The sequence below is a fragment of the Burkholderia sp. RF7-non_BP4 genome, from assembly GCF_001521935.1.
Classification (GTDB): Bacteria; Pseudomonadota; Gammaproteobacteria; order Burkholderiales; family Burkholderiaceae; genus Burkholderia; species Burkholderia diffusa.
The window spans coordinates 1-12,849 of the sequence record NZ_LOTA01000035.1; the positions used below are offsets into that span (position 1 = coordinate 1).

General features: G+C 65.4%; 13 protein-coding genes. 2 read left to right on the forward strand and 11 right to left on the reverse strand.

Going from position 1 to position 12,849, the window contains the following annotated elements; all coding sequences use genetic code 11:
• From WS49_RS15360 to WS49_RS15375, 4 genes are all read right to left on the reverse strand, one after another.
• Window positions 1-347: electron transfer flavoprotein subunit beta/FixA family protein (locus WS49_RS15360; protein WP_179949251.1), on the reverse strand; the 347-nt coding region annotated here is incomplete at its 3' end.
• 229 nt (window positions 348-576) lie between these two features.
• Window positions 577-1,371 carry a MetQ/NlpA family ABC transporter substrate-binding protein gene (locus WS49_RS15365; RefSeq protein ID WP_059529974.1) on the reverse strand — a complete coding sequence of 265 codons (795 nt, stop codon included), beginning with the start codon at window positions 1,369-1,371 and terminating at the stop codon, window positions 577-579.
• Window positions 1,372-1,399: 28 nt separating this feature from the next.
• The gene (locus WS49_RS15370; protein WP_059529977.1) at window positions 1,400-2,053 is read right to left on the reverse strand and encodes a methionine ABC transporter permease; all 654 of its coding nucleotides are present in this window, start codon (window positions 2,051-2,053) and stop codon (window positions 1,400-1,402) included.
• The gene (locus WS49_RS15375; RefSeq protein WP_059509785.1) at window positions 2,043-3,077 is read right to left on the reverse strand and encodes a methionine ABC transporter ATP-binding protein; all 1,035 of its coding nucleotides are present in this window, start codon (window positions 3,075-3,077) and stop codon (window positions 2,043-2,045) included. The genes WS49_RS15370 and WS49_RS15375 overlap by 11 nt, the downstream gene beginning before the upstream one ends.
• 216 nt (window positions 3,078-3,293) lie before the next feature.
• Here WS49_RS15375 and WS49_RS15380 point away from each other — a divergent pair, with 216 nt between their 5' ends.
• The gene (locus tag WS49_RS15380; RefSeq protein ID WP_059529980.1) at window positions 3,294-4,217 is read left to right on the forward strand and encodes an alpha/beta hydrolase; all 924 of its coding nucleotides are present in this window, start codon (window positions 3,294-3,296) and stop codon (window positions 4,215-4,217) included.
• 22 nt (window positions 4,218-4,239) lie between these two features.
• On the opposite strand, the gene WS49_RS15385 is transcribed toward WS49_RS15380, so the two are convergent.
• Window positions 4,240-5,163 (reverse strand): histone deacetylase family protein, encoded by a 924-nt coding sequence (locus tag WS49_RS15385; RefSeq protein WP_059529984.1) that lies wholly within the window; start codon window positions 5,161-5,163, stop codon window positions 4,240-4,242.
• A gap of 43 nt (window positions 5,164-5,206) precedes the next feature.
• On the opposite strand from WS49_RS15385, the gene mltB reads away from it, so the two are divergent.
• Complete coding sequence (mltB, locus tag WS49_RS15390; RefSeq protein ID WP_082721884.1) at window positions 5,207-6,556, forward strand: lytic murein transglycosylase B; 1,350 nt, start codon at window positions 5,207-5,209, stop codon at window positions 6,554-6,556.
• A gap of 76 nt (window positions 6,557-6,632) precedes the next feature.
• Here mltB and cysM read toward each other — a convergent pair whose 3' ends face one another.
• The 6 genes from cysM to lapB form a co-directional block, all read right to left on the reverse strand.
• Window positions 6,633-7,535: a cysteine synthase CysM gene (cysM, locus tag WS49_RS15395; protein WP_059529990.1), complete on the reverse strand. Its 903-nt coding sequence runs from the start codon at window positions 7,533-7,535 to the stop codon at window positions 6,633-6,635.
• Between the two features lie 206 nt (window positions 7,536-7,741).
• Entirely contained in the window at window positions 7,742-8,086 is a 345-nt protein-coding gene (locus WS49_RS15400) for a ComEA family DNA-binding protein (RefSeq protein WP_059529993.1), read from the reverse strand.
• Window positions 8,087-8,159: 73 nt separating this feature from the next.
• Window positions 8,160-9,152 carry an ADP-glyceromanno-heptose 6-epimerase gene (gene rfaD, locus WS49_RS15405; RefSeq protein WP_059507155.1) on the reverse strand — a complete coding sequence of 331 codons (993 nt, stop codon included), beginning with the start codon at window positions 9,150-9,152 and terminating at the stop codon, window positions 8,160-8,162.
• Window positions 9,153-9,216: 64 nt separating this feature from the next.
• Window positions 9,217-10,167: a D-glycero-beta-D-manno-heptose-7-phosphate kinase gene (gene rfaE1 / locus WS49_RS15410; protein WP_107938158.1), complete on the reverse strand. Its 951-nt coding sequence runs from the start codon at window positions 10,165-10,167 to the stop codon at window positions 9,217-9,219.
• Window positions 10,168-10,174: 7 nt separating this feature from the next.
• Window positions 10,175-11,575: a UDP-glucose dehydrogenase family protein gene (locus WS49_RS15415; RefSeq protein ID WP_059529998.1), complete on the reverse strand. Its 1,401-nt coding sequence runs from the start codon at window positions 11,573-11,575 to the stop codon at window positions 10,175-10,177.
• A 90-nt stretch (window positions 11,576-11,665) separates the two neighbouring features.
• Window positions 11,666-12,838 (reverse strand): lipopolysaccharide assembly protein LapB, encoded by a 1,173-nt coding sequence (gene lapB / locus WS49_RS15420; RefSeq protein WP_059530001.1) that lies wholly within the window; start codon window positions 12,836-12,838, stop codon window positions 11,666-11,668.
• Window positions 12,839-12,849 lie beyond the last annotated feature (11 nt).

Genomic DNA, 12,849 nt, shown 5'->3' on the forward strand with positions numbered 1-12,849 from the left:
CCGAGAATCACGAGTTGCGGCTGTTCCTTGTCGACCAGCGCCTTCAGGATCTTCGCGACGGCCAGCGGCTCGACGCTGTCGTTCGACTCGACCAAGATCGCGCGATCCGCACCGATCGCCAGCGCCGTGCGCAGCGTTTCCTGCGCTTGCGTCACACCGACCGACACCGCGATCACTTCGGTCGCCACACCCGCTTCCTTCAGGCGCACCGCTTCTTCCACCGCGATTTCGTCGAACGGGTTCATCGACATCTTCACGTTCGCGATGTCGACGCCGGTGTTGTCCGACTTCACGCGGACCTTCACGTTGTAATCGACCACTCTTTTCACTGGCACCAGGATTTTCATGCACACGCTCCAAAGTTACGAATACGACCAGAGGCCATTCTATAGCGAGGCCTCATGACTGCGCGGCCAAGCGGACCAATCCATCGCGGCTATCGAGGATAGCGCTCATCTTCGGCGCGCCGGCAATAGCGAACGGTCGTTCTATTTTAAAAGAGAAAAAACCCGGACGCAAAGCCCGGGTTTTCGATCATCGACTCTAATCGTCACCGGGCGCGCCCAGCACCACGTATCACCAGGCGGCGATGACCGCGCCGCCGAACTTCTGTTCGATGAACTGCTTCACTTCGGCGGAATGGTAGGCCGCGACCAGCTTCGCGACCCACGGCTTGCTCCGGTCGGCCTCGCGAATCGCGAGGATGTTCGCGTAAGGGCCGTTCGGGCCCTCGATCGCGATCGCGTCCTGTTTCGGCTTCAACCCCGCTTCCATCGCATAGTTGGTGTTGATCGCCGCAGCGTCGACGTCGCCAAGCGAGCGCGGAATCTGTGCCGCATCGAGTTCGACGATCTTCAGCTTGCGCGGATTGTCGACGATGTCGAGCGGCGTCGCCTTCAGCCCGGCGTCCGCACGCAGCTTCAGCAGGCCCTGCTTCTGCAGCAACAGCAGCGCGCGGCCGCCATTGGTCGGATCGTTCGGCACCGCGATGCGCGCGCCCGGCTTCAACTCGGCCAGCGACTTCACCCGCTTCGAATAGATGCCCATCGGGAACGTGACGGTATCCGCGACCTTGATCAGCTTGTAGCCGCGATCCTTCACCTGCGCCTGCAGATAAGGATCGTGCTGGTAGCTGTTCGCGTCGAGATCGCCCGACGCGAGCGCCGCGTTCGGCTGCACGTAATCCGAGAATTCGACGATGCGGATGTCGAGGCCGCTCTTGGCCGCGACCTTCTTCACCACGTCCATGATCTGCGCGTGCGGACCGCCCGTCACGCCCACCTTGATGGTTTCGGTCTGCGCGTGCGCGCTCGCGAACAGCGCGGCCGCGCCGAGTGCGGCCGCGAACTTCAGCATGAAACGTCGTTGCATCGTCTCCCCCTACCCATGAATGTCGTTATTACTTGTGGCTCAGCCGGCGCACGAGCCAGTCGCCGAACGATTGCACGATCTGCACGAACACGATCAGGATCGCGACGACCGTCCACATGACTTCCGGCAGATAGCGCTGGTAGCCGTAACGGATGCCGAGATCGCCGAGCCCGCCGCCGCCGATCGCACCGGCCATCGCCGAGTAGCCGACGAGCGACACGAACGTGATCGTCAGGCCTGCGACGATGCCGGGCAGCGATTCAGGCAGCAGCACCTTGAACACGATTTGCGACGTCGTCGCGCCCATCGACTGCGCGGCCTCGATCAGCCCGCGGTCGACTTCGCGCAGCGCCGTCTCGACCAGCCGCGCGACGAACGGCGCGGCCGCGAGCGTCAGCGGCACGACCGCCGCAGCCGTGCCGATCGACGACCCCGTGACGAGCCGCGTGAATGGAATGACCGCGACCAACAGAATGATGAACGGTGTCGAGCGCACCGCGTTCACGATGCCGCCGAGCACGCGATTCACGCCGAGGTTCTGCAACACGCCCTGGCGGTCGGTCAGGTAGAGCAGCACGCCGAGCGGCATCCCGACGAGCGCGCCGACCGCTCCCGAGATGCCGACCATGATCAGCGTCTCCCAGAACGACTGCACGAACATATCGAACATCTCACTCAACATACGAAAGCTCCTCTACCACCACACCTTGCTCGCGCAGGAACGCGAGTGCCTGCCCGACCTTGCCCGGTTCGCCGCCCGCGAGCACCGCGAGCGACCCGAACGCCTGCCCCTGGATCTCGTCGATCTGGCCGTGCAGGATATTGAAATCGAGTTCGTACCGGCGAATCGTCTCCGACAGGATGGGCTGATCGACACCCGAGCCGGTGAATGCGAGCCGCAGAAGATGCCCGCTGCCCGTCTTCAGCCGCTCGGCCACACGTGCCTTCAGCGCGGGCGGCAGCTCCTGCGCGATCACGTCGCCGATCAGCGCGCGCGTCACTTCGTGATGCGGCTGCAGGAACACGTCGATCACGCGGCCTTCCTCGACCACGCGACCCGCGTCGAGCACCGCCACGCGATCGCACACCTGCTTGATCACTTCCATCTGGTGCGTGATCAGCACGATCGTCAGGCCGAGTTCGCGATTGATGCGCTTCAGCAGGTCGAGGATCGCGCGCGTGGTCTCGGGATCGAGCGCCGACGTCGCTTCGTCCGACAGCAGCACCTTCGGCTTGCTCGCCAGCGCGCGGGCGATGCCGACGCGCTGCTTCTGGCCGCCGCTGATCTGCGCCGGGTAGCGGTCCTTCTGCGCGGACAGCCCGACGAGGTCGAGCAGCGGCAGCACGGCGGCCTCGATGTCGGCACGGCTCGCGCCAGCCAGTTCGAGCGGCAACGCGACGTTGTCGAACACCGTGCGCGACGACAGCAGGTTGAAGTGCTGGAAGATCATGCCGATTTCGCGGCGCGCTTCGCGCAGTGCGCCGGCCGGCAACAGCGTGAGATCGCGCCCGCCGACGACGACGTTGCCTTCGGTCGGCCGCGTGAGCAGGTTGATGGTGCGCACGAGCGTGCTCTTGCCGGCGCCGCTTCGGCCGATGATGCCGAACACCTCGCCCTGCGGGATCGTCAGATTGACGTTGTGCAATGCGTCGACCCAGCCGGTCGGCCCGGGGAAACGCTGCGACAGATTGCGTAATTCGATCATGTAAACAAAACGGCGGCCGACTGGCGAAGCCCGCCAGTCGGCCGCCGATGCATCTGGAATAGCCGGCGATTTTACCGCAAACGCCTCATTCCACTTAATAATCGATTTCGATCTTTTCATAACCAGACGAAATTAGAGGAGCACTGCTGGCCCGCCATGCGAGTGCCGCGACTATGATCCGGAACACCGATGCCGACTAAACAGGAGACCCGCCAGATGACCGCCACCACGACGCAGACCGCCGCGCCCGCCGCCACCGCGGCACTGGACACGGCAGCGCCGCCCACTCCGCGGATGGGCCGGCTGCGTACCGCGGACGGGCTCGAACTGGCGTCGTATCGCTGGCCGGCCGGCGACGGCACGGAGCCACCGCGCGCGACGATCGCGCTCGTGCATGGCCTTGCCGAGCATGCGGGCCGCTACGCGGCACTCTCGGCCAGATTGAACGCGGCCGGCATCGACGTGCTGGCAATCGATCTGCGCGGGCATGGCCAGTCGCCCGGTAAGCGTGCGTGGGTCGAGCGTTTCGACGATTACCTGAACGATGCGGATGCCCTCGTCGCCGAAGCCGCCCGCGACGATACGCCGCTCTTCCTGATGGGCCACAGCATGGGTGGCGCCGTCGCGGCGCTGTATGCGATCGAACGCGCGCCGGTTCGCGGCCACGCGCTGGCGGGTCTCGTGCTGTCGAGCCCGGCGCTCGCGCCGGGACGCGACGTGCCGCGCTGGATGCTCGCGATGAGCCGCTTCATCAGCCGCGTGTGGCCGAGCTTCCCCGCGATCAGGATCGACGCGGCGCTGCTGTCGCGCGATCCGGCCGTCGTCGCGGCCAATCGTGCCGATCCGCTCGTGCACCACGGCGCGGTGCCGGCACGCACCGGCGCTGAAATCCTCGATGCGATGGCGCGCATCGAGCGCGGTCGCGGCGCGCTGCGCGTGCCGGTGCTTGTCTATCACGGCACCGAGGACAAGCTGACCGAACCGGACGGAAGCCGTGCGTTCGGCGCACGCGTCGGCTCGCCAGACCGCACGCTGACGCTATACGAAGGCGGGTTCCACGAAACGATGAACGATCTCGAGCGCGACCGCGTGATCGATGCGCTGATCGCGTGGATTCACGCGCACGTGTCGGCACGCTGAGCGCGCGCCGGCTCGCTCCCGGTCAGATGCCGGCCAGCACGCGCAGGTGCGCGACCACGCTGCGGCCGAGCGCGGACAAGTTGTAGCCACCCTCGAGGCAGCTCACGATGCGGCCCTGCGCGTGCCGGCGCGCGACGTCGACGATCTGCGTGGTCAGCCATTCGAAATCGGCCTCGACGAGACCGAGGTTGCCGATGTCGTCCTCTCGATGCGCGTCGAAACCGGCCGACACGAACAGCATCTGCGGCTTGAACGCGTCGAGACGCGGCAGCCAGGACATGTCGACCGCTTCGCGGATCGCCATCCCGTTGCTGCGCGCAGGCATCGGCAGGTTGACCATGTTCGGCGCCTGATGATCGACGCCCGAGAACGGGTACAGCGGATGCTGGAAGAAGCTGCACATCAGCACGCGCTCGTCGTTCGCGAACGCGGCTTCGGTGCCGTTGCCGTGGTGCACGTCGAAATCGACGATTGCGACACGCTCGAGGCCATGGACGTCGAGCGCATGCCGCGCGGCGATCGCGACGTTGTTGAAAAAGCAGAAACCCATCGCGCGCGCGGGTTCCGCGTGATGGCCGGGCGGCCGCACGCTGCAGAACGCATTCGCGTAGCGGCCTTCGAGCACGGCGTCGGTCGCCGCGATCGCCGCGCCGGCCGCACGCAGCGCGGCGCGCCACGTGTCGCGGTTCATCAGCGTGTCGGGATCGATCTCGACGTAGCCGTCGACGGGCGTCATGCTGCGGATGTAGTCGATGTGAGCCTGCGTATGCACGCGGCCCAGCGCCACCTCGCTCGCGAACGGCGCGGTTTCGTGCACGATCAGGTCGTCGATGCGGCTCGCGATCAGCTGATCCTGGATCGCCGACAGGCGGGCCGGGCATTCCGGATGCCATTCCCCCATCTCGTGCAGCATGCAGTCGGGGTGCGTATAGAAGGCGGTTGCCATAAGCTGTCATCCGCGACGCAGGGTGCGCCGCAGGTCTCCATCAATGATGTCCATCGTCTGCCGCGAATTCGCCGCTAACTTACCACAACGGTGCGCTGCTTCGCCCCGGCACGCAGGATGCGTCGGGTATACTGCGCCGAACCCCATCGCCCTGTCCGCCCGCTTCGACATGAATTCCAGCAAGCCTGCCGCCCTTCTCTCCGCACTGTTCAGCGTTCGCGTCCCGCTCGTTGCCGCTGCCGTCGCCGTTACCGTGGCCGCCGCGCCCGCCGTCGCGCAGACGCAGCCCGCGAAGTCCCCCGGCACGCGCGTCGCGCAGGCGCAACCGCAGCAGCCGGCGCCGCAAGGCCAGACCTTCGAAGAGGAAATCGTTCCGCAGCGTTACGCGAACAACGCGAAGGTCGATGCGTTCATCGACGAGATGGTGAGCCGCAACGGCTTCGATTCCGCGAGCCTGCATGCGCTGTTCTCTCGCATCAGCTACTCGGCCACCGCCGTGAAGCTCGTGAAGCCGGCGCCGACGCCTTCGGTGAAGAACTGGCGCGTCTATCGTTCGCGCTTCATCGAACCGATCCGCATCAACGCGGGCGTGAAATTCTGGAAGGCGAACAAGGCGACGCTGCAGCGCGCGTCCGAGGAATTCGGCGTGCCGCCCGAAGTGATCGTCGGCATCATCGGCGTCGAAACGATCTACGGCCGCTACATGGGCAACTTCCGCGTGCTCGATGCGCTGACGACGCTCACGTTCGACTACCCGGACACGCCGAATCGCGACAGCCGGCAGGCAACGTTCCGCAAGAATCTCGAGGACTTCCTCGTCTGGACCCGCGACAACCAGCTCGACCCGACGACCGTGCTCGGCTCGTACACGGGCGCGATCGGCATCCCGCAGTTCCTGCCGAGCAGCATCCGCGAGTATGCGGTCGACTACGACGGCGGCGGCCACGTCGATCTGCGCAGCAGTCCTGCCGATGCGATCGGCAGCGTCGCGAACTACCTGAAGCAGCACGGCTGGGAAACCGATCGCCCGGTAGTCTGGCGAATCACGCCCGACACGGGCAGCCTCGGCATCGCCCAGGCCGCCGCGGACGGTCAGCCCGAACCGCACTGGGCCCTGTCGCAACTGCTGCGCGCCGGCATGACGCTCAACGAGCCGACGGTCAACATCACCACCGAAGCCGGCACGCCGGTCACCGTGGTCGATCTGCCGTCGCCGGGGAGCGCGACCGAATACATGCTCGGCCTCAAGAACTTCTACGTGCTGACGCGCTACAACCGCAGCTTCTTCTACGCACTCGCCGTGTACCAGCTCGGCGAAGCCGTGAAGGCGCAGATGGAGGCGAATGGCGCACTGCCGCTGCCTGCGGCGGACACGGAAGCGCCGGCGCAGTAAGCGCGGCCCGCGCAAAGAAAAAGCGCCGCTTGTGCGGCGCCTTTTTATCGCGTGATGCTGCTGATGCCGTTCGGGCTCAGGCAGGAAATACGCCGGTCGACAGATAGCGGTCGCCGCGATCGCAGACGATGAACACGATCGTCGCGTTCTCGACCTGACGCGCGATACGCATCGCGACTTCGCATGCGCCACCCGACGAGATGCCGGCAAAGATGCCTTCGACAGCCGCGAGCCGGCGCGCCATCGTTTCGGACGCGGCCTGGCTCACGCTCTCGACGCGATCGACGCGGCTGCGATCGAAGATCGTCGGCATATAGGCTTCCGGCCACTTACGAATGCCCGGAATGCGCGACCCTTCTTCCGGCTGCGCGCCGACGATCTCGATCGCCGGATTCTGTTCCTTCAGAAAGCGCGACGTGCCCATGATCGTGCCTGTCGTGCCCATCGCCGACACGAAGTGCGTGACGCGCCCCTCGGTGTCGCGCCAGATCTCCGGGCCCGTTCCTTCGTAGTGCGCGATGGGATTGTCGGGGTTCCCGAACTGATCGAGGATCACGCCCTTGCCTTCGCGCTGCATTTGCTCCGCGAGGTCGCGCGCCAGTTCCATCCCGCCCTTTACCGGCGTCAGGATGATTTCGGCGCCGTATGCGGCCATGCTCTGGCGGCGCTCGATCGACAGATCCTCCGGCATGATCAGCACCATCTTGTAGCCGCGGATCGCCGCTGCCATCGCGAGCGCGATGCCCGTGTTGCCGCTCGTCGCCTCGATCAGCGTATCACCCGATTTGATGCGACCGCGCGCCTCGGCCTTGCTGATCATCGACAGCGCCGGACGATCCTTCACGGAACCGGCCGGATTGTTGCCTTCCAGCTTCGCGAGCACCACGTTGTTGCGGGCGCGAATCTCGTCGTCCGGCAGGCGGACCAGTTGCACGAGCGGCGTGTTGCCGATCGTGTCTTCGATAGTTTTGTAAGCCATGGAGATACCGTGAGTGCGAGGCCGATCAATCGATTGATTGTAAACCAGCACCGGGGCTCGCGCCGGCAACCCCATTGCGACGATGGAATAGATGCGCCACACGATTCACGCGTGTGCGTGTGCAGCATGCACGCAAAAAACCCGCGGCAAGCCGCGGGAAGCCGTCGCAATGACAGCGGCTGAAGGAGCCCTTTGTCTCGCGTGCGTTATTTCTGCGCGGTGCGGGCAGGTGCCGCAGCAGGCTTCGCCGCCGCCGGCTTGCCCGCGGCCGGTGCCGCCGCACCCGAGCCTGCCGCACCGATCGTCAACCCTTCCCGCTGAAGGCGCTCGACCGTTTGGCCGCCCATGCCTTTCACGCGCGAGGCGAGATCGTCTGCATTCCTGAACGGCCCGTGTGCGCCGCGCTCGTCGAGAATCGCTTTCGCCCGCGCGGGACCGATGCCCTTGATGCCGACGAGTGCATCCTCGTTCGCGGTGTTGACGTCGACGGCCGCCCAGGCCGACGCGATCGCGCCGAACATCGCGGCGGCGGCAAACCATTTCCTGATCATGTGCTGGATCTCCGATGAAATCGGTCGGCGGCTGCCGACCGTGAGACCCAGTCTAGCGATACGACGCGCAGGCTTAAACCTGGCCGGATAGCCAACGCACGTAGCGGTCGACACCTTCCTGCACCGTCAGGAACGGCGCATCGTAGCCGGCAGCGCGCAGTTTCGTCTGGTCGGCCTGCGTGAAGCACTGGTACTTGCCACGCAGCGCATCCGGGAACGGCACGTATTCGATCAGCCCTTGCTCGACCTGCTGCGCGAGCGTCAGCGGCGGCAGGTTGTCGAGTGCGCGCAGCGTGTTCACGACCGTCGATGCGATGTCGTTGAACGGTTGTGCCCGGCCGGTGCCGAGGTTGAAGATGCCCGATTTCTCCGGATGGTCGAAGAAGAACAGGTTCACCTTCGCGACGTCCTCGACCGACACGAAGTCGCGCGTCTGCTCGCCCGGCGCATAACCGTTGTACTCGCCGAACAGCTTGACCTTGCCTTCCGCGCGGAACTGGTTGAAATTGTGGAACGCGACCGACGCCATGCGGCCCTTGTGCGTCTCGCGCGGACCGTACACGTTGAAGTAGCGGAACCCGGCGATCTGGCTCTTCGCGCTCGGCAGCACGCGGCGGATCACCTGGTCGAACAGGAACTTCGAATAGCCGTAGACGTTCAGCGGCGCCTCGACCTCGCGCTCCTCGACGAATCGCGTCGAGCCGCCGTAGATCGCGGCCGACGACGCGTACAGGAACTGCGCGCCCTGCGCGAGGCACGCATCGAGCACCGCGCGGCTATAGCGGAAGTTGTTGTCCATCATGTAGCGGCCGTCGGTTTCCATCGTGTCCGAACAGGCGCCTTCATGGAACACCGCGCGTACCTTGCCGAAATCGCCGCGCGCGAAGCGCTCGACGAATTCCGTCTTGTCGAGATAGTCGTCGATCTCGCAATCGACGAGGTTCCGGAACTTGTCCGCGCGCGTCAGATTGTCGACCGCGATGATGCGCGACTCGCCGCGCTCGTTGAGCGCCTTGACGATGTTCGCGCCGATAAAACCGGCTGCGCCGGTGACGATGATGGTCATGGTCGTTCTGCCTGAAAAATTGCAAGAAATACGTGCGGCGCGCTCGGCGCGCCGCCGAAAGCGCTCAGTGAAACAGTTCGTCGTAGTCTACCGTGGCCGTACCCAGCTTGCCGACCACGATGCCCGCCGCGCGATTCGCGAGCACGACGGCATCGACGAGCGGCACGCCGGCGCCGAGCATCGTCGCGACCGTCGCGATCACGGTATCGCCCGCGCCGGACACGTCATACACCTCGCGCGCGAGCGCCGGTGCATGCAGTTCGCCCGCTGCGGAAAAAAGCGTCATCCCCTCTTCCGAACGCGTGAGCAGCAACGCATCGAGATCGAGCTCCGCACGCAGCTTCGCGACACGCGCGCGCAGGTCGTCTTCCGATTGCCACTGACCGATGACCTCGCGCAACTCGGCACGATTCGGCGTGATCAGCGATGCGCCGCGATAGCGCGCCCAGTCGCCGCCCTTCGGATCGACGAGCACCGGCTTGCCGGCCGCGCGCGCCTTCTCGATCATCGTCGTCACGTGCGTCAGACCGCCTTTCGCGTAATCCGACATCAGCACGACGTCGTGCTGCGGCAGCAGCGCATCGAATCGCGCGAGCCCGGCGAGCAGCACCTCGTGCGTCGGCATCGCCTCGAAGTCGACGCGCAGCAACTGCTGCTGGCGCGCGAGCACGCGCAGCTTGATCGTCGTCGGCAGTGACGCGTCGCGTTCGAGATGGGGAGTCACGCCACTACCGTCGAGCAATTCGACGATGCGCTCGCCCGGCTCGTCGCAGCCGACCACGCACAGGAGCCCGGCCTGACCGCCGAGCGTCACCGCGTTGCGCGCGACGTTGGCCGCACCGCCAAGCCGCTCTTCCTGGCGCTGCACGTGCACGACAGGAACCGGCGCTTCCGGAGAAATGCGCTCGACGTTGCCGAACCAGTAGCGGTCGAGCATCACGTCGCCGACCACGAGCACGCGCGAACGCGCAAGCTGCGCGCGCGGTACCGGCACCACTTCGCGAAGGGTAGTCATCGTGCGTTCATCCACGGGGAGAGGACTGGGGGTCGACATGCGGACGCCCGATCGCATGGTAGTCGATGCCGAGTTCGGCCATCGCGTCCGGCTCATACAGATTGCGTCCGTCGAAGATCACCGGCGCCTTCAGTTCGGCCTTCAGGCGTGTGAAATCCGGGCTCCTGAATTCCTTCCATTCGGTGACGATCACGAGCGCATCCGCGGCGGTCACCGCAGCGTCCTGGGTATCGACGAATTGAAGGCGTGCAAGCGCGTCGGAAGCCTCGCCGAGATCGAGCGCGAACACGCGGCGCGCCTCGTCAATCGCGACCGGATCGTACGCGCGCACGGTCGCGCCACGCCCGAGCAGCGCGGCGATCAGCCGACGGCTCGGCGCCTCGCGCATGTCGTCCGTATTCGGCTTGAACGCGAGGCCCCAGACGGCGAATTCGCGACCGGTCAGGTCTGCGCCGAAGCGTTGCTCGATCTTGCCGATCAGCACGTCCTTCTGTGCGGAGTTGGCCGCTTCGACGGCCTCCAGGATGCGCAGCGGCTGGCCGTTTTCGCTCGCGGTGCGAATCAACGCCTGCACGTCCTTCGGGAAGCACGAGCCGCCGTAACCGACGCCCGCGTACAGGAAGTGATAGCCGATGCGCGGATCGGAACCGATCCCGCGGCGCACGGCTTCGATGTCGGCACCGACCTTGTCGGCGAGATTCGACATTTCGTTCATGAACGAAATGCGCGTCGCGAGCATCGCATTCGCCGCATACTTCGCGAACTCCGCCGAACGCACGTCCATGTAAATCGTGCGCTCGTGATTGCGGTTGAACGGCGCATACAGCTTCTTCATCTTCTCGCGCGCCACCGTGCCCGTCTCGTCGTCGTCGACACCGATGATGATTCGGTCCGGGCGCATGAAGTCCTCGACCGCCGCGCCTTCCTTCAGGAATTCCGGATTCGACACGACCGAGAAACGGTGCGCGACGCTGCCCGCGAGGCCGCGCGCGCCGAGCGCCTCGTCGACCACCGCGCGCACGCGCTGCGCGGTGCCGACCGGCACCGTCGACTTGTCGACGATCACCTTGAAACCGGTCATGTAACGGCCGATGTTGCGCGCGGCCTCGAGCACATATTGCAGGTCGGCCGAACCGTCCTCGTCGGGCGGCGTGCCGACCGCGATGAACTGGATCTCGCCGTGCGCGACGCTCGCCTCAATGTCGGTCGAGAAGCGCAGACGCCCTGCCGCGCGGTTGCGCGCGATGATGTCCAGCAAGCCCGGTTCGTGAATCGGCATCCCGCCGTTGTTCAGGATCTCGATCTTGCGCGGATCGACATCCAGACAGAAGACGTCGTGGCCGATCTCGGCGAGGCAGGAGCCCGTGACGAGACCGACATAGCCAGTGCCGATGATGGTGATTTTCATAGATGTTCCGGTATGTCCCGGTAAATGACTAACTTGGCCGCCGGGCCGGGCCCGGCGACAACCGCAGCGCTTACGCGGCGAACGCCGGGATCAGCCCGGCATCGCAGGTTCGACGCGGCGCGGCGCATAGGTTTCCCAGCCGCTGCATCCGGGGCACTGCCAGTAGAAGAGCCGTGCCCGGAAACCGCAATTCTGGCACGTATAGCGTGGCAGATTCTTGGTGCGCTGCTTGATCAGCGCACGCATCATTTCAAGTTCCTTACGGCGCGGCTCGTCGGCGGCCGCGATCTGCGCATCGAGCAGGTGCAGCATGCCCGACAGATTCGGCGACTTCTCCATCTGCGTACGCGCGAGCATATGCGCCGCTTCCTGGCCGCGCAACCCTGCGATGTGCTGATAAGCGATATCGAGCAGGTCGTTCGACGGATAACGATCGACATAGCCCATCAGCAACTCGGCGCCCTCGACCGGCTTGCCGAGCGCGACGTAAGCCTTCATCAGCTTGTCGGCGACGAGCGGCAGATACGCCGGATTCTGCGCTTCGACACGCTTCCAGTGCTCGATCGCGGCCGTGTGATCGCCCGCAGCCTGCGCGGCATCGCCGGACAGGATCGTCGCGCGAACGTTCTGCGGGTTCGCAGCAAGCGCGAGCTTCAGTTGCTCGGCCGCATCCGTGGCGTTCTTGCGTTGCAGCGCGTCCTGCGCGAGTTCGCAATGGAACTGCGCGATTTCGGTGCCGAGCGGCTTGTCGCTCATCGACTCGATGCGTCTCGCCGTATCGATCGACTTGTTCCAGTCCTTCTCGATCTCGTAGATCGTCAGCAGCGCCCGCTGCGCGCCCAGCGCGTAATCGCCATCGGCGAGCCGATGGAAGGCCTCCTCCGCACGATCGAGCAGGCCGGCCTTCAGGAAATCCTGGCCGAGCTCGTACAGCGCGTGGTCGCGCTCGTTTATCGGCAGGTCCGTGCGGCTCAGCAGGTTCTGATGCACGCGGATCGCACGGTCCGTTTCGCCACGGCGGCGAAACAGGTTGCCGAGCGCGAAGTGCAGCTCGACCGTCTCGGGATCGAGCTTCGCGACCTCGATGAACGCGTCGATCGCCTTGTCCGGTTGTTCGTTCAACAGAAAGTTCAGGCCGCGGAAATACGATCGCGGCAGGTTGGCGCTCTCCGACAGGAGATTCTTCAGGTCATAGCGTGACGCCGCCCAGCCGAGCGCGAACGCCAGCGGAATCGCGAGCAACCACCAGAAATCCAGATCCATGCGAAATATCG

Bases quoted from the DNA above. Each gene is read 5' to 3' on its own strand.
- WS49_RS15365 (WP_059529974.1), bottom strand. From the start codon at position 1,371: ATGCAACGACGTTTCATGCTGAAGTTCGCGGCCGCACTCGGCGCGGCC.
- WS49_RS15370 (WP_059529977.1), bottom strand. From the start codon at position 2,053: ATGTTGAGTGAGATGTTCGATATGTTCGTGCAGTCGTTCTGGGAGACG.
- WS49_RS15375 (WP_059509785.1), bottom strand. From the start codon at position 3,077: ATGATCGAATTACGCAATCTGTCGCAGCGTTTCCCCGGGCCGACCGGC.
- WS49_RS15380 (WP_059529980.1), top strand. From the start codon at position 3,294: ATGACCGCCACCACGACGCAGACCGCCGCGCCCGCCGCCACCGCGGCA.
- WS49_RS15385 (WP_059529984.1), bottom strand. From the start codon at position 5,163: ATGGCAACCGCCTTCTATACGCACCCCGACTGCATGCTGCACGAGATG.
- mltB (WP_082721884.1), top strand. From the start codon at position 5,207: ATGATGTCCATCGTCTGCCGCGAATTCGCCGCTAACTTACCACAACGG.
- cysM (WP_059529990.1), bottom strand. From the start codon at position 7,535: ATGGCTTACAAAACTATCGAAGACACGATCGGCAACACGCCGCTCGTG.
- WS49_RS15400 (WP_059529993.1), bottom strand. From the start codon at position 8,086: ATGATCAGGAAATGGTTTGCCGCCGCCGCGATGTTCGGCGCGATCGCG.
- rfaD (WP_059507155.1), bottom strand. From the start codon at position 9,152: ATGACCATCATCGTCACCGGCGCAGCCGGTTTTATCGGCGCGAACATC.
- rfaE1 (WP_107938158.1), bottom strand. From the start codon at position 10,167: ATGACTACCCTTCGCGAAGTGGTGCCGGTACCGCGCGCGCAGCTTGCG.
- WS49_RS15415 (WP_059529998.1), bottom strand. From the start codon at position 11,575: ATGAAAATCACCATCATCGGCACTGGCTATGTCGGTCTCGTCACGGGC.
- lapB (WP_059530001.1), bottom strand. From the start codon at position 12,838: ATGGATCTGGATTTCTGGTGGTTGCTCGCGATTCCGCTGGCGTTCGCG.